Source organism: Paraburkholderia sacchari, assembly GCF_000785435.2.
GTDB classification, from domain to species: domain Bacteria; phylum Pseudomonadota; class Gammaproteobacteria; order Burkholderiales; family Burkholderiaceae; genus Paraburkholderia; species Paraburkholderia sacchari.
This window is the reverse complement of sequence record NZ_JTDB02000002.1, coordinates 790,048-807,648: the sequence shown is the minus strand read 5'-3', so window position 1 is coordinate 807,648 and position 17,601 is coordinate 790,048. Positions and strand designations below refer to the sequence as shown.

Genomic DNA, 17,601 nt, shown 5'->3' with positions numbered 1-17,601 from the left:
GATCCGCCCTCATCTTTACGCTCATCGTGCGTAATGGATTTTTCCCAACGAGGACCTAATGGATACCACCCTGGCCACTTTTGAAAAGGACGTGATCGAAGCGTCGGCGCTCGCGCCGGTGCTGGTCGACTTCTGGGCGCCGTGGTGCGGCCCGTGCAAGACGCTCGGACCGCTGCTCGAAAAACTCGAAGCCGAATACGCGGGCAAATGGAAGCTCGTGAAGGTCAACGTCGACGAGAACCAGGAGCTCGCCGCGCACTTCCAGGTGCGCAGCATTCCGCACGTGGTGGCGTTCGCCGACCAGCAGGCGGTCGACCAGTTCATCGGCGTGCTGTCCGAAGGCCAGCTGCGCGAATTCCTCGACCGGCTGATTCCGGATTCAGCGCTTGCCGCGCGCCAGGCCGCCCAGCAGGCGCTCGCCGAAGGCCGCCGCGAGGATGCTTACGAGGCGCTGCAAGCCGCGCTCGCGTTCGACCCGGGCATGGAAGACGCGCGCATGGACCTGATCGAGCTGCTGCTCGCCGATAACCGCGCCGACGAAGCGCACAAGGAAGTCGAGCTGCTCTCGCCCAAGACCACGCAGGGCATCGACCCGCGCTTCAACGCCCTCAAGACGCGCCTCGACGCGCTTGACGCCGCCGCCGACCTGCCGCCCACCGACGCGCTCGAAACCCGCGTGGCCGAGCATCCCGAGGACCTCGAAGCGCGCTTCGACCTCGCGAGCGCGCTGATCGCGCGGCGCAAGTACGCGGGCGCGCTCGAACACCTGCTCGAGATCGTCAAGCGCGACCGCGCGTTCCGCGAGGACATCGGCCGCAAGACCATGCTCTCGGTGTTCGATCTCGCTTCGCATCAACCGCAGCTCGTGAGCGAATGGCGGCGCAAGTTGAGCGCTACGTTGAACTGATGAGGGAGCGGGGCGTGCTTGTCGGTACGGCACCCTATCTAATTGGGGAATTCGAGGACCAAGACCTGAGATTCGGTCGTTCCGCCCGAAATTTCTTCAGCCCGGACCAGAAACTGCGCCCCATCCTCGAATTAAGATCGTTGCAGGGTCGCCGGACAATTAGCTCCGGCTCCCCGAGCGGGCGTCTCCGTCAATATCCGAGGGCGCTAAAGCCGTAGCGAACGCCTCGCGCACCACGTCCTCGATACGGGCAATGACCTCATCCGGCAGATGTTTGTACGTTTTGCGTTCGTTCGAGAAGGGCCGCCCACCCGGCGACGCCGTCACATGCGAAGCATCCTCGCCAGGCGCGTACTTCCACAGTCGTGTAGTTAGGCGGGAAAACGCATTCAGCACATTCAGGCATCCATCTGCCCGACGCAGGAGCACTGCGGAGCAAATCCAAAGGTCCACAGGCGGGAGCACGTCTGGACATCGATATCCGCCGGTGTCGGGATGGCGTTGATGAAAGCTGCCCGTGTTCGTCCGACGCGAAAATGCCTTACAGGTACGCCAGTTGTCGCACGTTCGACGCTGTTCGGTCAGATCCGAACAGGGTTCGGGCTGCCTTGCCGCATCGGTGCCGCGATCATGTTCGGGCAACGTCTGGCATCGAATACCAGAAATTGGTATTCTTGGCAGAGGAGGTGCGAGTCATGAGCAAAAGCACATCGTTCACGCTCGGTGAGCATTTTTCGGAATTCGTCGATGACCGCGTACGCAGCGGCCGTTACAGCACGGCCAGCGACGTTGTCCGAGCCGGCTTACGCTTGCTTGAGACTGAGGAAGCGAGGCTGGAGGCGCTGCGCAACGCACTGATCGAAGGCGAGCATTCTGGGCCGTCGCGACCGTTTGATTTTCGCAAGTACGTCGCGGGTAAGCGGAACAAGGCCGCATGAGAGCGTATGTTCTCTCTCCGGCGGCCGAGCGCGACCTTGACGAGATCTGGGATTACACCGTCGCCAGATGGGGAGAGTCGCAGGCTGAGCGTTACATTCTGAGCATCGAAAGCACCATTGTCGGTTTGGCCGACAGCACTCAGCCAAGTCTGTCTGCCGAAGAGGTGCGGGAAGGCTACAGGAAAGCGCTGGTTGGAATGCATGTCGTGTTTTTCAAGCAATCGCCGGCGCTGATCGACGTGATCCGCATCCTGCATCAACAGATGGATATTCCAGCCAGGCTCGGGGACGACAATTAAGCGCCTCAGCGTGGCCGTATTACCGGCAAACAGCGCGTCGAATGTGATTACCAAAATCACTGATGCGCAGGGTCGGAATGTGTGGCGAGGCTGGGCGCGGCTTCGACGCAATCGGATATACGCGGTCAGGACGGCGTCAGCCCGCCGCCGCCCCATGCGCAAGCGCGCGCAGCACATACGCCGCCGCCGCAAAACCGAAGCTCGCCGTCACGCACACACTCGAACCAAAACCCGCGCAATTCAGGCCCACGGGCCCGTGGTGGCCCGGCGAAGTGCTCACGTGCTCGGCCTCGTTGTCGATATCGCACACCGCCGCTTCGGGGTAGATGAGCGGCTCGTCGGAATACACGGCGCTCACCTTGAAGCGCGCCTTCGGGCCGCGCGGAAAGCCGTGGTGCTTGCGCAGTTGCCCGCGCACCTTCGAGAGCAGCGGATCCTGAATCGTGAGCGCGAGATCGTCGATGCGAATGCGCGTGGGATCGAGCTGGCCGCCCGCCCCGCCCACGGTGATGAGCGGCACGCGGTGCTCGACGCACCAGGCGATCAGCGCGGTCTTGGTGCGCACGCTGTCGATGGCGTCCACGACGAAATCGAAGCCGCCGCCAAGCAGCGCATCGAAGTTCGACGGATCGACAAAATCCTCGACGAGCCGCAAGTCGCAGGCCGGATCGATGAGCTTGATGCGCTCGGCCATCGCCTCGACCTTCGGCTTGCCGTAATTGCCGTCGAGCGCGTGAATCTGGCGGTTGGTATTGCTCTCCGCGACGTTGTCGAGATCGATGAGCGTGAGCGTGCCGATCGCGCTGCGCGCGAGCGCCTCCGCGACCCACGATCCCACGCCGCCAATGCCGATCACGGCAACGTGCGCGCGCTCGAAGGCCGCCAGCGCGGGTGCGCCGTAAAGCCGCGCCACACCGCCAAAGCGGCGCGCCCGGTCGGCAACATCGGTTGAAGCGGGCGCGGTAAGATCAGCGAGGCCGGTCGAACCGGCTGTGGCGGAAAGCGGAGTACTGGACATGGCGATAGCGGGTCGAAAGCGGACCGATCGCGCACTGCCACGGTCCCAGGCAGCCGGTATTTTGCCCGATCGCGACCAAACGCGCGCGCCCTGCCCATTGGCCACCGCTTTGCCACCGCCTTCGCGCAATGTTCGCGCCGTGTTCTATATACTTGTCCGCATTGAAGCGTTTGCATAAAAAATGACCTCGCTCGCCAACCTCCGCAAGAATTACTCACTCGGTTCGCTCGACACCTCCGACGTCGACCCCGACCCGATCCGCCAATTCCAGACCTGGTTCAACCAGGCGCTCGACGCCAGGCTGCCCGAACCCAACGCGATGACCGTCGCAACCGTCGACCAGGACGGCCGCCCCGCCGCGCGCATCCTGCTGATCAAGGCCGTGGACGAGCGCGGCTTCGTTTTCTTCACCAACTACGAGAGCCGCAAGGGCCGCGAGCTTGCCGCGAATCCGCACGCGGCGCTGCTGTTTCACTGGATCGAGCTCGAGCGCCAGGTGCGCATCGAAGGCCGGGTCGAAAAAACCAGCGATGCGGAAAGCGATGCGTATTTCCACTCGCGCCCGCTCGGCTCGCGCATTGGCGCGTGGGTCTCGGAGCAAAGCGCCGTGATCGGCAGCCGCGCCGAACTCGAAGCGCGCGAGCGCGAAGTTAGCGCGCAGTACGGCGAGCAGCCGCCGCGTCCGCCGCATTGGGGCGGCTACCGGCTCGTGCCGGCCGCCATCGAATTCTGGCAAGGGCGTCCGTCGCGGCTGCACGACCGTATCCGCTATACCAGGGACGGCGCAACGTGGCGCATCGAGCGGCTCGCGCCCTGATCCAGAGGCACATCCCGAAAGTTTCGCTGGTCTGATCCGCAACACCCTGCAACACCCCTGCATCACGCGCGCCGCGCTTCGCCGCGGCGCAGCGCAGCGCAGCGCAGCGCAGCGCAGCGCAGCGCAGCGCAGCGCCAGTCAGTTTGCATCACGGCACGCATTGCAATTCGCTTTTGTCTTTGGGCTTCAATCGTTCATCTGACAGGGAGAGAAACGCATGTTCTGGGAGAAAAAACTCGCTCAATGGGTCGACGAAGTGCGTCAGAAGGCCAACCTGCCCGCGCGGCTCGTGCTCTGGAGCGGCCAGCAGTACGACTTCGGCCAGTTCGCCGCCCCGCAGGTCACGCTAAAGGTCAATAGCGCGGCGGCGCTGCCGCTGCTGCTCGAACCGAGCCTCGACAATCTCGGCGAGGCCTACGTGAAGGGCAAGATCGACATCGAAGGCAAGCTCGCCGACATCATCGACATCGGCTACTCGCTCGCGCGCAACACCATCACGAACGCGGGCAAGCTCGCGCGGGTGCGCCGCTACTTCACGCACTCGAAGAACTCCGACCAGAAAGCCATCCAGTACCACTACGACGTCTCGAACGAGTTCTACAAGCTGTGGCTCGACGAGAACATGGTCTATTCGTGCGCCTATTTCGAGAACGGCGACGAAGACCTCGCCGCCGCGCAGATCAAGAAGATCGACCACATCCTCACCAAAATCCAGCTGCGGCCGGACCAGACGCTGCTCGACATCGGCTGCGGCTGGGGCGCGCTCGTGCTGCGCGCCGCGCAGAAGTTCGGCGCGCGCTGCGTGGGCGTGACGCTCTCGCAAAACCAGTTCGACCTCGCCACCGAGCGCGTGAAGGCCGCGGGCCTCGCCGATCGCATCGAGATCCGCCTGCAGGACTATCGCGACATTCAGGGCCAGTTCGATCGCATCACGAGCGTGGGGATGTTCGAGCATGTCGGGCGCAAGAACCTGCCCGGTTATTTCACGAAGGTGCGCGAGCTGCTCGCCGACGACGGCATCGCCATGAACCACGGCATTACTTCGACCGATGCCGAGAGCGGCGAGGCGGCGCTGGGCGCCGGCGAGTTCATCGACCGCTACGTGTTCCCCGACGGCGAGCTGCCGCACATCGGCCTCGCGCTCGAAGCGGCGCAGCGCGGCGGGCTCGAGGCGGTTGACGTGGAGAGCCTGCGCCGTCACTATGCGCACACGCTCGGAATCTGGGCGGAGAACTTCGAGGCGCACGCCGAGGAAGCGAAAAAGCTCGTCGACGACGAGAAGTTCCGCATCTGGCGCGTCTATCTGGCGGGTTGCGCCTACGCGTTCAAGCACGACGACGTGTCGATCTACCAGATCGTCTGCCGCAAGGCTGGCCGCAATGCGAATACGCTGCCGTGGTCGCGCCGGTATATGTACGAGAAGCCGCTTTAACGCTGCGTTGCCGTTGTGCATGGCGAGGCCGCGCTGCTGCATTTGCGCCGAACGTTGCCGGACGCTTGGCCGGAATTTACGGACGGCGCGCGCATCGACCATGCGCTTCGCCATCACGACTCACACGCATGAACGAACGCGACGACGGCCTTTTCGGGGCATTAGAGAACGACAGCTCCGGCACTGGGCGCAACCCGGCGCAAGCTTTACCGCGAAGGGGCGCCACCGGCCGCCGCACTGCGCGTAGCGCGCGCGAGAATTCGCCACCCGAGCCCCAGACGGACCTGTTCGGCTTCGTGCCCCCTGAGCCATCTGCGGGGCGCGCCGCGCGCAGAGAGGTCGCCGATGCCGACGCATCCGCGACAGAAGTACACGACAGCGCACACCAGACGATTACGGCAAAGCCAGCCAAATCGCCGAAATCGACGAAATCGACGCCCGCCGCCGACTCGCCCGCCCCGCGCCGCCGCGCGAAAGGCGTGCTGCCCGCCGAACCAACACCGGACCTGCTCGACCTCGCCGCGGAACTGCCGCCGGGCGTATGCCTCGGCACATCATCGTGGTCGTTTCCGGGCTGGCGCGGCATCGTCTACGGCGACGACTACAGCAATTCGAAGCTCGCGCGCGACGGGCTCGCGGCCTATGGCGCGCATCCGCTTCTGCGCTCGGTGAGCATCGACCGTTCGTTCTACGCGCCGCTCACCGTCACCGATTACCTGCGCTACGCGCAGCAGGTGCCGGACCACTTCCGCTTCATCGTCAAGGCGCCCGCGCTGATCACCGATGCGAGCGTGCGCGGCGATCGCGGCGAGCCGGTCTCCGCCAATCCCTGCTTCCTGAACGCCGATCTCGCCGCGCGCGAATTTGTCGAGCCTTGCCTCGCGGGGCTCGGCGCAAAAGCCGGTGCGCTCGTGTTCCAGTTTCCGCCGCTGCCCGATCAACTGCTTGCCGATCCGGCCGTGTTCGTCGAGCGACTCTCGGCGTTTCTCGCCGCGCTGCCGGCGCTGCCCGCGCCTGCTTCGGCACCGCCGGCAGACGCCGAAGCAGGCGAAGCAGCGTCAAGCGCTGCGTTCCCCAGCGACGGCCCCTGCTACGCGGTCGAAATCCGCGACGGCATCCTGCTCACGCCGCGCTTCGTGCGCGCGCTGCGCGCGGCGGGCGTGCGTTACTGCGTCGGGTTGCACGCCCGCATGCCCGACCCGCTGCGCCAGGCGGCGGCGCTAGCGCTAATGGATGGCGAAGCGCCCGCGGGGCCGCTGATCGTGCGCTGGAGCCTGCACAGCGGCTTCAAGTATGAACAGGCGAAGGCGCGCTACGAGCCCTTCGACAAGCTCGTCGACGAAGACCCGCACACGCGCGACGCCCTCGCCGAACTGGCCGCGCGCTATGCGATCGCGGGCCAACCGGTGCTGATCACGACCAACAACAAGGCCGAGGGCTCGGCGCCGCTGACTTGCGCGAAGCTCGCGCGCGCCATCGTCGACGAAATGCTGCGCATGCGCGGCGACGGCGCCTGACGCGCTCCGTCAGTCGGCCTTGAGCCGGTGCGCGAACTTCTGGCGGAACTTGGCCACCTTGGGCGCCACCACGAACGCGCAATAACCCTGATTCGGGTGCTGCGCGAAGTAGTTCTGGTGATACGCTTCGGCGGGAAAATAGTTGCCGTCGAGCGGCAGCACCTGCGTGACGATCTCGCCGTCGTACACGCCCTCGGCCTTCAGCTCGCGAATGGCCTGCAGCGCCGTCTCGCGCTGCGCCTCAGAGTGCGTGAAGATCACCGAGCGGTACTGGGTGCCGACGTCGTTGCCCTGACGGTTCAACTGGGTCGGATCGTGAATCGCGAAGAAGATGTCCAGAATCTCGCGATAGCCGATCTTCGCCGGATCGAAATCCACCTTCACGACTTCGGCGTGGCCCGTGTCGCCATCGCACACCTGTTCATAGGAAGGATTCCCGGCATGGCCGCCCGCGTAGCCCGATTCCACCGCCACCACGCCATCCACACGCAGAAAAACCGCTTCCAGACACCAGAAACACCCGCCGCCGAGCGTGGCGGTTTCAATCGTCTGAGTCATGCTGCCCCCTCCTTGTATGCCGTGCTGCCCCAATTACCCACTGCTCCGGGGCCCGCGTGAATATTCGATCTACTCCTGAACTGGTGGCCACTGGCGGGCCGCATGTACGACGCTCAGCACGCGGATCTGGTCGCCGCTTACGTCGTAGATCAAGAGGTAATTCCGGTGCGCGACTAATTCACGCGTGTCGGCAACCCGGCCACGTCGACCAAGGTTCGGATGATCGACCAGCAACATCGCCTTTTCCTCGAACAACTCATCGAGGTCCAACGCTGCGGCCGGGTTGTCGGCCTCAATGTAGTCGTAGATGTCATCGCGATCGCGTATCGCCTCCGGCGTCCAGAACAGCGCCATTACTTCGATGCTTCAAGCCGGCGACGTGTTGCGGTTCGACGCGCTGCAAACCTGGCTTCGACTTCGGCGGCCGGCACCAGATTACCGGCGTTGGCCGATGCCCGTGACCGCTCGACCTTGGCACGCAGCCATGCGTCATATTCCGCCGCGTCCTGCTGTTGCTTAATGTAGTCGCGCATGAAGTCACGCAGGAGCTGTGCGCCAGTGCGGTCGTGAGCCTTTGCCGCCGCTGAGAATTCGTTTTTCAGGGTCTCATCGACCCGGAAAGTAAAGGTTGCATCACTCATGGCACTAACCTGATGTGTTACATGATTAGTGCATCGTAGCACAGCGTCGGTTACGCTGAAATTGTCAGAACTCGCGCCGGAAGGCGGAAACAAATGCTCTCTGATTTCCGGCTTCACCCCATGCAGTCAGGCCGATGAGCCGTCGCACGCCGCTTTTCGTTAAAATTGGGGCAATTCGCCGAAATTACACATGACGTTCACCTCGACTTCCGCTTGCGCCGCCGGTGCCGCTCACGCCGCCCGCCCCGTCCAGCCCGCGCCGGACACGCGCCCCCATGCCCGGGGCCTGCGCTCATGACCCGCCGCGCCAACCCGCCCAATTTCGACGACGGCGCGTTCCGCCGCGCGCTCAGCCAGTTCGCCACCGGTGTGACGGTCATCACGACGCGCGCGCCCGACGGCCAGCTGATCGGCATCACCGCGAGTTCGTTCAACTCCGTCTCGCTCACGCCGCCGCTCGTGCTGTGGAGTCTCGCCACGCGATCGGCATCCATGCCGGTGTTCCGCAGCAACAGCCATTATGTGGTGAATGTGCTCGCCGCGTCGCAGCTCGACCTGTGCAAGCGCTTCGCCACCGTGAAGGGCGACCGCTTCGAAGGCGTCTCGCACGCGGCCGGCGACTCCGGCATGCCCGTGCTCGACGGCGCCATCGCGTGGTTCGAGTGCCATAACCGCAGCCGCTACGACGAAGGCGATCACGTGATCTTCGTCGGCGAGGTGGAGCGCTGCGGCGTTCGCGAACCCGGCACGGACGACCAGGGTAGCGCCGCGCCGCTCGTCTTCCACGGCGGCACGTTTCATCAGCTGCAGCCGCTCTAGACGCGCTTTAGGCGCACCAAACCAGGCGCACCAACGCAACCGAAGCGGCGCTAAGAAACCTTCGGCTCGCCGCGTTGGGCGATCAGGTCGACCGGCAGCCCCGCCTCGACCTTGAGCGTCGTGAGCACGATGTTCGAGCGGATGTCCATCACGCCCGGCGCCTTGTAGAGCTTGTTGAGCACGAAGTCCGAGTAGTGCTTGAGGTTGTGCGCGAGCACGCGCAGCAGATAGTGCGTCTCGCCCGTCACCACGTAAGCGCCCACCACCTCGGGCCAGTCGCGCAGCGCGGAGACGAAGCGCTCGTGCCAGCTCTCCTGGTCGTTGCGCATCGAAACCTGCACGAAAGCCTCCATTTCGAAGCCGAGAATCTCCCGGTTCAGACTCGCGCGATAGCGCTCGACCACGCCCTGCTCCTCCAGCAGGCGCAGCCGCCGCAGGCACGCGGAAGGCGACAGCGAAATACGCTCGGCCAGATCGAGATTGCTGATGCGCCCCTCGTTCTGAAGTACGGCGAGAATCCGGCAATCGGTTGCATCAAGCGAGATAGCGTTCATATTTGGTCCCCTTTCCGCTATTGAATCAAATTATGTGCCAAGAACTGTAGCGTACGGCGTTTTTTTCGCAAGCACATTTCGCGACGAGTTGCCTATCATTCGAAAAACATTGAGACAACCTCGTCAACGCGATGAACGACCTCTGGGACATTTCCCCGCCCATCCGCCCCGAAACGCCCGTCTGGCCCGGCGACACGCCCGTTGGCGTCGAGCGCGTCTGGCGCATGGAAGCCGGCTCGCCGGTCAACGTGGCGCGCGTGACGCTTTCGCCCCACACCGGCGCGCACACCGACGCCCCGCTGCACTATGACGAAGCGGGTGCGCCCATCGGCGCGGTGCCGCTCGACGCCTATATCGGCGCGTGCCGCGTGATTCACTGCGTGGGCGCCGCGCCGCTCGTGCGGCCCGAGCACTTGCAGGCGGCGCTCGCGGACATCCCGCCGCGCGTGCTGCTGCGCACCTACGCCAACGCCCCGCTAGAGCGCTGGGACAGCGCGTTTTGCGCCGTCGCGCCCGAAACGATCGACTTGCTGGCCAGGCACGGCGTGCGCCTGATCGGCATCGACACGCCCTCGCTCGACCCGCAGGAATCGAAGACGATGGACGCGCACCACCGCATCCGCGCGCATCGCATGGCGATTCTCGAAGGCGTCGTGCTCGACGCCATCGCGCCCGGCGACTACGAACTGATCGCGCTGCCGCTGAAATTCACCACGCTCGATGCAAGCCCCGTGCGCGCCGTGCTGCGCACGCTGCCTGAGCACAACTGAGCGCCATTGAACCCTGCTGAACCTTTGCTACCTCCGACCCAACACCTCACCGCCCCGAAGAACCCACATGAACGACCGTAACGAAGCCCTGGCGCTCGATCGCGCCGATCCGCTCGCCGCGCTGCGCGAGCAATTCGCGCTCGCGCCCGAAACCATCTATCTCGACGGCAACTCGCTCGGCGTGCCGCCGCGAGCGAGCGCCGCGCGCGCGCAAGCCGTGATTGGCGGCGAATGGGGCGATGGTCTCATCCGCAGCTGGAACACGGCGGGCTGGTTCGCCATGCCGCGGCGTCTCGGCAATAAGCTCGCCCCGCTGATCGGCGCGGCCGAAGATGAGGTCGTGGTCACCGACACCATTTCCATCAATCTCTTCAAGGCGCTCTCGGCCGCGCTGCGCGTTGCGAACGCGCGCGATCCCAAGCGCCGCGTGATCGTCTCCGAGCGCTCGAATTTCCCGAGCGACCTGTACATCGCGCAAGGCCTCATCGAGCAGCTCGACCGCGGCTATGAACTGCGCCTCGTCGACGACCCGAGCGAGCTGCCCGCCGCGATCCGCGAAGACGTGGCCGTGGCGATGATCACGCACGTGAACTACCGCACCGGCGAAATGCACGACATGCGCGCGCTCACCGAGCACATTCATGCGCAAGGCGCGCTCGCGCTGTGGGACCTCGCGCACTCGGCGGGCGCGGTGCCCGTGGACCTGAACGGTGCGAACGCCGATTACGCGGTCGGCTGCACGTACAAGTACCTGAACGGCGGTCCGGGATCGCCCGGCTTCGTGTGGGTGGCCAAGCGCCATCAGGACACCTTCTCGCAGCCGCTTTCAGGCTGGTGGGGACACAAGTCGCCGTTCGAGATGAACCCTGTGTATCGCCCGGACAACGGCGTCGGCCGCTATCTGTGCGGCACGCAGCCGATCGTCTCGATGGCGCTCGTCGAATGCGGCCTCGACGTCTTTCTGCAGACCGACATGCAGGCGATCCGCCGCAAGTCGCTCGCGCTCACCGACCTCTTCATCGAACTCGTGGAAACGCGCTGCAAGGAATTCCCGCTCACGCTTGTGACGCCGCGCGAGCATGAGCAGCGCGGCTCGCATGTGAGCTTCGAGCATCCGCACGGCTATGAAGTGATGCAGGCGCTGATCGCGCGCGGCGTGATCGGCGACTATCGCGAGCCGCACGTGCTGCGCTTTGGCTTCACGCCGCTGTATCTGCGTTATGTCGATGTGTGGGACGCCGTCGAGACGCTGCGCGACGTGCTCGCGACCGAAAGCTGGCGCAAGCCCGAATTCGCCGCGCGCGGCGCAGTGACCTGAGGAGCGCGAGATGACCGATCACATGCACATTCCCGGCGTGCCCGACACCGACGCCGCCCCGGCTCCCGCTTCTTCCAGCGCCCAAAATGCTAGCGAACAGGCGCGCGGCGGCTGCCCGTTCGGGCATGGCGCTGCGGCTCCCGCCGCGCCAGCGGCTGCGCAAACAGGAGAAGGCTGGCACGACGCGCAGCTCGACTTCTCGAAGTCGATGAGCTACGGCGATTACCTCTCGCTCGACTCGGTGCTCAACGCGCAGCATCCGCTCTCGCCCGATCACAACGAGATGCTGTTCATCGTCCAGCATCAGACGAGCGAGTTGTGGATGAAGCTCGCGCTCTACGAATTGCGCGCGGCGCTTGCGTGCGTGCATCGCGACGAGCTGCCTCCTGCGTTCAAGCAGCTCGCGCGCGTCTCGCGCATTCTCGAACAGCTGGTGCAAGCGTGGAGCGTGCTGTCGACGCTCACGCCGTCCGAGTACACGGCGATGCGGCCGTACCTGGGCGCTTCGTCGGGGTTCCAGTCGTATCAGTATCGGCAGATCGAGTTTCTGCTGGGCAACAAGAATGCGCAGATGCTCAAGCCGCATGAGCATCGGCCCGAGGTTCTCGCGCAGGTCAAGGCCACGCTAGAAGCGCCTTCGTTTTATGACGAGGTGATCCGCCTGCTGGCGCGGCGTGGATTTGCGATCGCGCCGGAACGCCTCGCTCGCGACTGGACGCAGCCGACGCTGCACGATGCGTCAGTCGAGGCCGCATGGCTGGAGGTCTATCGAAACCCTTCGCAGTACTGGGATTTGTATGAAATGGCCGAGGAACTCGTCGATCTCGAGGACGCGTTCCGGCAGTGGCGATTCCGCCATGTCACCACGGTCGAGCGGATTATCGGGTTCAAGCAGGGTACCGGTGGAACCAGCGGCGCGCCTTATCTGCGCAAGATGCTGGATGTCGTGCTGTTTCCGGAGCTTTGGCATGTGAGGACGGTGTTGTAAGGCCACCCGCACGCCACACCAGAAATGACTTCGCGCCGGCCGGCAGGGCTCTGAAAAGCCCGCCGGACCGGCGCGAATATTTTATGCGGCAGGAATGGGCGCGTTAAACCACTACCGTCTGCGCCTCACCTTCCTTGCTCTCGCGCACCACGCCAATCTTCCACACCTGCTCGCCCGCGGCAGCCAGCAGCGAAGCCGCCGCGTCGGCCTGATCGGCCGCCACGATGACGGCCATGCCGATGCCGCAGTTGAACACGCGGTGCATTTCCGCATCGGCCACGCCGCCGTGCTTCTGCAGCCACGAGAACAGCGGCGGCAGCGGCCATGCCGCGTGATTCAGCTCGGCCGTGAGGCCCTCGCGCAGCACGCGCGGAATGTTCTCCACCAGACCGCCGCCGGTGATGTGCGCCATGCCCTTCACCGCAATGGTTTCCATCAGCTTGAGCAGCGGCTTCACGTAGATGCGCGTGGGCGCCATCAGCGCGTCCGCCAGCGAGCGGCCGTCGAAGTCGGCGTTCATGTCCGGATTCGCGCGCTCGATGATCTTGCGCACGAGCGAGAAGCCGTTCGAATGGATGCCGCTCGAAGCGAGACCCAGCACCACGTCGCCGGGGACGATCGTGCTGCCGTCGATGATCTTGCTCTTTTCCACCGCGCCAACCGCGAAGCCCGCAAGGTCGTATTCGCCGTCGGGGTACATGCCCGGCATTTCCGCCGTTTCGCCGCCGATCAGCGCGCAGCCCGAGAGCTCGCAGCCCTGGGCGATGCCCTTCACGACCGTGGCGGCCGTGTCCACATCGAGCTTGCCGCAGGCGAAGTAATCGAGGAAGAACAGCGGCTCGGCACCCTGCACGAGGATGTCGTTCACGCTCATGGCGACCAGATCCTGGCCAACCGTGTCGTGTTTGTTCAGATGAAACGCGAGACGCAGCTTGGTGCCCACGCCGTCGGTGCCGGAGACGAGCACGGGCTCCTTGTACTTCTTCGGCACTTCGAAGAGCGCGCCGAATCCGCCGATGCCGCCCATCACGCCTTCGCGCAGGGTCTTCTTCGCAAAGGGCTTGATGCGATCGACGAGCGCGTCGCCCGCGTCGATGTCCACGCCCGCGTCGCGGTAGGAGAGCCCTTGCTCCTGATTAGCGGGGCCGGATTTCGGTTGATTCATGGGGAAGAGGCAGAAGGTCGGTAAAATGCGATTTTAACCGATTGACGGCTCCCCGCCGCCGCTTGCGTGAGGATGCGCGAGTTTTTGGTAGTAGCGGCGCGGGTTCGTCAGCCGGAAACCACGTTTTGTCGCCGAACCTGCCTATTTTCAAGCGATAACTGACACACCGCCTTCGGCCAGACACACCGTGCAGCGACAGCTAACGCTCGATCTCGGCACCCCGCCGCCATCGACCTTCGACAACTTTCACACCGGCGCCAATGCGGAGCTGGTCGCGCGGCTGCGCGGGCTCGACGCTGCGCTCGCGGCGGGCCCCACCGTCGACCCGAAGGCCGACCGCACGTTCTATATCTGGGGGGAGCCCGGCAACGGCCGCTCGCATCTGCTGCATGCGCTCGCGTTCGAGACGCCGCCCGGGCACGTGCGCTACATCGGCCCGAAGAGCGGCCTCGCTGCCTTCACGTTCGATGCGCGCGTGCCGATTTACGCGGTCGACGACTGCGACGCGCTCTCGGGCGCCCAGCAGATCGCCCTGTTCAATCTGTTCAACGAGGTGCGCTCGCACCCGAACACGGCGCTCGTCGCGACCGGCAACGCGCCGCCGATGGGGCTCGCCGTGCGCGAGGACCTGCGCACGCGCCTCGGCTGGGGTCTCGTGTTCCACCTCGCGCCGCTCTCGGACGCGGGCAAAGCTGCCGTGCTCAAGCAGGCGGCGCGCGAGCGCGGCATCAATCTCGCCGACGACGTGCCGGCCTATCTGCTCACGCACTTCCGGCGCGACATGCCGAGCCTGATGCGCCTGCTCGACGCGCTCGACCGCTTCTCGCTCGAGCAAAAGCGCGCGGTGACGCTGCCGCTGCTGCGCACGATGCTGGCGAATAGCGAGACCGAGCCGGGCGTGGCGACGCCCGGCGAAACCGGTGATGCAGCCGATGCGCGCGTCGAAGAAGCAACGGCCGCGGAACATCCGGACGAGGCCAGCGCGACGCCGCAAGCGGAAGAACGCGACGCGCCCGAGCCTGCCGGCCAGGATGGGCCCGGCGTCGAACTGGAGCTGTTCCCGTCCTGCGACACGCCGAACGCCGCAGCGCCGGCCGAGCCGCCCAGCGCAGGCTACGAAGCGCCGCGTGCTCCCGCGCTGCAACCGCGCGCGCCGCTTGGCGCGCCGCCGTTCCAGCCGCCCACAGACAATGTCGAAGGCGAACTGGGGGCCAGATTCCGCGACGTCGTCCACCGCGAGCTGGGCGCCGAACTCCAGGGTGAAGTGGAAGCCGATGTCAGCGGCGAGATGAACGGCGAGCTCGACGGCGACCTCGATCCATCCGCCGAGCCGGCCGCCCCCGACACCGATCCCGCCACGCCCACCGCGCCAGCCGATCCCGCGCCACCCGGCGCCACGCACGAAGCTCCGCCCGCCGGGTCCACTGAGGCGAATCCACCGTCGTCAGCGCCGGCGTCCGAACCCCCTTCCGTATCGCCGGACGCCGCAACCGGCGCCGGCAACGGCTTCACCCGCTTCAAGTAAAATGAGCGCCCATGGCTAATCTCGCACTTTTTGATCTCGATCACACGCTGATCCCCACCGACAGCGACTACGAATGGGGCCGCTTCATGGTGAAGCTCGGCATCGTCGACGCCGAACGCTTCGCGGAGCAGAACGAGCGCTTCTACGCCGACTACAAGGCCGGCAAGCTCGACATCCACGCGTACCTGCTCGCCATGCTCACGCCGCTCGCGAAGTATTCGCGCGCGCAATTGAAGGAATGGCACGACCAGTACATGCACGAGGTGATCAGCCCGACCATCGTGCCGGCCGCGCTAGAACTCGTGAAACAGCACAAGGAAGCGGGCGACCTCTGCTGCGTGGTCACGGCCACCAACGAATTCATCACGGCGCCCATCGCCGGGGTGTTCGGCGTGGACAAGCTGATCGCCTGCGAAGTCGAAACCGTGGACGGCCATCCGGCGTCGGCCTTCACCGGCCGCCCGACCGGCACTCCGAGCTACCGCGAAGGCAAGATCGTGCGCGTCGAAACCTGGCTGGCCTCGCTTGGCAAGCGCTGGTCCGACTTCGAGCGCAGCTACTTCTATAGCGACTCGCACAACGACATTCCGCTGCTCGAAAAAGTCACCGACCCGATCGCGACCAACCCCGACGACACCCTGCGCGCGCATGCGCAACAAGCAGGCTGGCGCATCCTCGATTTGTTCCAGGCATCGTGATCAAGAAATTCATCCGCAAACTGTTTGGCCAGGACGACGCCTCCGCGACCCAAGGCGCCCCGGCCGGCGACACAGCATTGGCCGCCGCGCCGCATGAAGGCGATGCCACAGGCGAGGCAACCGCGCGCCCGCGCCGCAAGACAGTCACCGCGAAGAAAGCCGCCAAGCCCCGCGCGGGCCAGGGCGCTGGCGACCCGGCCACGCCGGTCGTCCTCTCCGCCGACATCCACGGCATCGATCCCTCGCTGATCTCGCGCAACGCCGTGCGCGTGACCGACGGCCTGCAGCAAGCGGGCTTTCGCGCGTTCATCGTGGGCGGCGCGGTGCGCGACCTGCTGCTCGGCGTCGCGCCCAAGGACTTCGACGTGGCCACCGACGCCACGCCCGACCAGGTGCAGAAGCTGTTCCGCCGCGCCCGCATCATTGGCCGGCGCTTCCAGATCGTGCACGTGCAGTTCGGCCAGGAGATCATCGAGGTCTCGACCTTCCGCGCGCTCGTCGATGCCCCGGCGGCCCCGCCCGCCGACGCGGCGCCCGCGAAGCGCATGCGCCGCGACGAGCTCGACCGCAAGACCCACCACGTGGACGCAAGCGGCCGCGTGCTGCGCGACAACGTCTGGGGCGAGCAGCACGAAGACGCCACGCGCCGCGACTTCACGATCAACGCGATGTACTACGACCCGTCCACGCAGACGGTGCTCGACTATCACAACGGCATGGCCGACATGCGCGCGCGCCTGCTGCGCATGATTGGCGACCCGGCCACGCGCTACCGCGAAGACCCGGTGCGCATGATGCGCGTGGTGCGTTTCGCGGCGAAGCTCGGCTTCGAGATCGAAGAGCACACGCGCGCGCCGATCCTGGAACTCGCGGACCTCATCAACAACGTGCCGGCTGCGCGTCTGTTCGACGAGATGCTCAAGCTGCTGCTTTCGGGCCACGCGCTCGAGTGCCTCAAGTGGCTGCGCAAGGAAGGCCTCCATCATGGCCTTTTGCCTCTGCTCGACGTGATTCTCGAGCAGCCGCAGGGCGAGCGCTTCATCACGCTCGCGCTCTCGAACACCGATGCGCGCGTGCGCGCGGGCAAGCCGGTCTCGCCGGGCTTCCTGTTCGCGACGCTGTTGTGGCACGACGTGCAGCAGCGCCTGCAGCAATACACGGCCGAGGGCGAATTCCCCGTGCCGGCGCTGCATCGCGCGATGGACGACGTGATCGACGCGCAAACCGAAAAGCTCGCGATCCATCGCCGCTACTCGTCGGACATGCGCGAGATCTGGGGCCTGCAACTGCGACTCGAAAAACGCGGCCGCAGCGCGATCAAGCTGCTGGAACACCCAAGATTCAGAGCGGGGTATGATTTCCTCCTGTTGCGCTGCGAATCGGGCGAGCTCGACGCCGAAGTGGGCCAGTGGTGGACCGACTTCATTAGCGGCGACCCGGCCGCACGCGAGACGCTGCTCGCCCAGGGCGGCAGCAAGGAACGCGCGCCGCGCAAGCGCCGCCGCCGTGGCGGCGCGAGGAACCGCAAGACGGGCGAAGCCGTAGCGGGCGCCGAAAGCGCCGCAGCGGCATCCGCCCACGGCGGGGGCAACGACGAGCCGCACGAGGACTGAAGCCATGCAGCACGCAACCCGGCG

At 65.5% G+C, this 17,601-nt stretch carries 18 protein-coding genes and 1 pseudogene; 13 read left to right on the top strand and 6 right to left on the bottom strand.

Translation table 11 applies throughout. From position 1 onward, the window contains the following. Positions 1-58 precede the first annotated feature (58 nt). The 3 genes from trxA to NH14_RS10380 all read left to right on the top strand — a co-directional run bounded on the left by trxA (position 59) and on the right by NH14_RS10380 (position 2,144). A complete protein-coding gene (gene trxA / locus NH14_RS10390; RefSeq protein ID WP_035526737.1) occupies positions 59-907 on the top strand; it encodes a thioredoxin in 849 nt (282 codons plus the stop codon). Positions 908-1,602: 695 nt separating this feature from the next. Further along, positions 1,603-1,845 (top strand): type II toxin-antitoxin system ParD family antitoxin, encoded by a 243-nt coding sequence (locus NH14_RS10385; protein WP_035526739.1) that lies wholly within the window; start codon positions 1,603-1,605, stop codon positions 1,843-1,845. Continuing rightward, positions 1,842-2,144, top strand: coding sequence for a type II toxin-antitoxin system RelE/ParE family toxin (locus tag NH14_RS10380; protein WP_035526741.1), 303 nt, complete (start codon positions 1,842-1,844; stop codon positions 2,142-2,144). Before NH14_RS10385 ends, NH14_RS10380 begins: the two co-directional genes overlap by 4 nt. A gap of 136 nt (positions 2,145-2,280) precedes the next feature. On the opposite strand, the gene NH14_RS10375 is transcribed toward NH14_RS10380, so the two are convergent. Further along, positions 2,281-3,162 (bottom strand): tRNA threonylcarbamoyladenosine dehydratase, encoded by an 882-nt coding sequence (locus NH14_RS10375; RefSeq protein WP_035526743.1) that lies wholly within the window; start codon positions 3,160-3,162, stop codon positions 2,281-2,283. Positions 3,163-3,343: 181 nt separating this feature from the next. On the opposite strand from NH14_RS10375, the gene pdxH reads away from it, so the two are divergent. The 3 genes from pdxH (at position 3,344) to NH14_RS10360 (ending at position 6,928) form a co-directional block, all read left to right on the top strand. Next, positions 3,344-3,979 (top strand): pyridoxamine 5'-phosphate oxidase, encoded by a 636-nt coding sequence (pdxH, locus tag NH14_RS10370; RefSeq protein ID WP_035526745.1) that lies wholly within the window; start codon positions 3,344-3,346, stop codon positions 3,977-3,979. A 217-nt stretch (positions 3,980-4,196) separates the two neighbouring features. Beyond that, on the top strand, positions 4,197-5,411 hold the full coding sequence (locus NH14_RS10365; RefSeq protein WP_035526747.1) for a class I SAM-dependent methyltransferase: 1,215 nt from the start codon (positions 4,197-4,199) through the stop codon (positions 5,409-5,411). 128 nt (positions 5,412-5,539) lie between these two features. Then, positions 5,540-6,928, top strand: coding sequence for a DUF72 domain-containing protein (locus NH14_RS10360; RefSeq protein WP_084225436.1), 1,389 nt, complete (start codon positions 5,540-5,542; stop codon positions 6,926-6,928). A 9-nt stretch (positions 6,929-6,937) separates the two neighbouring features. Here the strand turns inward: NH14_RS10360 and msrA are convergent, their stop codons facing one another. From msrA to NH14_RS10345, 3 genes are all read right to left on the bottom strand, one after another. Continuing rightward, on the bottom strand, positions 6,938-7,486 hold the full coding sequence (msrA, locus tag NH14_RS10355; protein ID WP_035526750.1) for a peptide-methionine (S)-S-oxide reductase MsrA: 549 nt from the start codon (positions 7,484-7,486) through the stop codon (positions 6,938-6,940). Between the two features lie 69 nt (positions 7,487-7,555). After that, positions 7,556-7,840 (bottom strand): type II toxin-antitoxin system RelE/ParE family toxin, encoded by a 285-nt coding sequence (locus NH14_RS10350; RefSeq protein ID WP_035526753.1) that lies wholly within the window; start codon positions 7,838-7,840, stop codon positions 7,556-7,558. After that, on the bottom strand, positions 7,840-8,127 hold the full coding sequence (locus NH14_RS10345) for a CopG family ribbon-helix-helix protein (protein ID WP_035526756.1): 288 nt from the start codon (positions 8,125-8,127) through the stop codon (positions 7,840-7,842). The genes NH14_RS10350 and NH14_RS10345 overlap by 1 nt, the downstream gene beginning before the upstream one ends. A gap of 294 nt (positions 8,128-8,421) precedes the next feature. On the opposite strand from NH14_RS10345, the gene NH14_RS10340 reads away from it, so the two are divergent. Continuing rightward, positions 8,422-8,946: a flavin reductase family protein gene (locus NH14_RS10340; protein WP_035526759.1), complete on the top strand. Its 525-nt coding sequence runs from the start codon at positions 8,422-8,424 to the stop codon at positions 8,944-8,946. A gap of 50 nt (positions 8,947-8,996) precedes the next feature. Here NH14_RS10340 and NH14_RS10335 read toward each other — a convergent pair whose 3' ends face one another. Next, positions 8,997-9,500, bottom strand: coding sequence for an Lrp/AsnC family transcriptional regulator (locus tag NH14_RS10335; RefSeq protein ID WP_035526763.1), 504 nt, complete (start codon positions 9,498-9,500; stop codon positions 8,997-8,999). 131 nt (positions 9,501-9,631) lie between these two features. Between NH14_RS10335 and kynB the strand changes: the two genes are divergently transcribed. The 3 genes from kynB (at position 9,632) to kynA (ending at position 12,576) form a co-directional block, all read left to right on the top strand. Continuing rightward, positions 9,632-10,270: an arylformamidase gene (gene kynB / locus NH14_RS10330; RefSeq protein ID WP_035526766.1), complete on the top strand. Its 639-nt coding sequence runs from the start codon at positions 9,632-9,634 to the stop codon at positions 10,268-10,270. A 67-nt stretch (positions 10,271-10,337) separates the two neighbouring features. Beyond that, positions 10,338-11,588, top strand: coding sequence for a kynureninase (gene kynU / locus NH14_RS10325; protein WP_035526768.1), 1,251 nt, complete (start codon positions 10,338-10,340; stop codon positions 11,586-11,588). 10 nt (positions 11,589-11,598) lie between these two features. After that, positions 11,599-12,576, top strand: a complete 978-nt coding sequence (kynA, locus tag NH14_RS10320; protein ID WP_084225438.1) for a tryptophan 2,3-dioxygenase — start codon at positions 11,599-11,601, stop codon at positions 12,574-12,576. 103 nt (positions 12,577-12,679) lie between these two features. Here the strand turns inward: kynA and purM are convergent, their stop codons facing one another. Next, a complete protein-coding gene (purM, locus tag NH14_RS10315; protein ID WP_035526770.1) occupies positions 12,680-13,741 on the bottom strand; it encodes a phosphoribosylformylglycinamidine cyclo-ligase in 1,062 nt (353 codons plus the stop codon). Positions 13,742-13,928: 187 nt separating this feature from the next. Between purM and hda the strand changes: the two are divergent. The 3 genes and pseudogenes from hda to pcnB all read left to right on the top strand — a co-directional run. After that, a pseudogene (hda, locus tag NH14_RS10310) lies at positions 13,929-14,633 on the top strand (DnaA regulatory inactivator Hda); the annotation flags it as partial. A 644-nt stretch (positions 14,634-15,277) separates the two neighbouring features. Next, on the top strand, positions 15,278-15,964 hold the full coding sequence (locus NH14_RS10305; protein ID WP_035526772.1) for a histidinol-phosphatase: 687 nt from the start codon (positions 15,278-15,280) through the stop codon (positions 15,962-15,964). Further along, on the top strand, positions 15,961-17,577 hold the full coding sequence (gene pcnB, locus NH14_RS10300; RefSeq protein WP_035526774.1) for a polynucleotide adenylyltransferase PcnB: 1,617 nt from the start codon (positions 15,961-15,963) through the stop codon (positions 17,575-17,577). Before NH14_RS10305 ends, pcnB begins: the two co-directional genes overlap by 4 nt. The last annotated feature ends 24 nt before the right edge of the window (positions 17,578-17,601 follow it).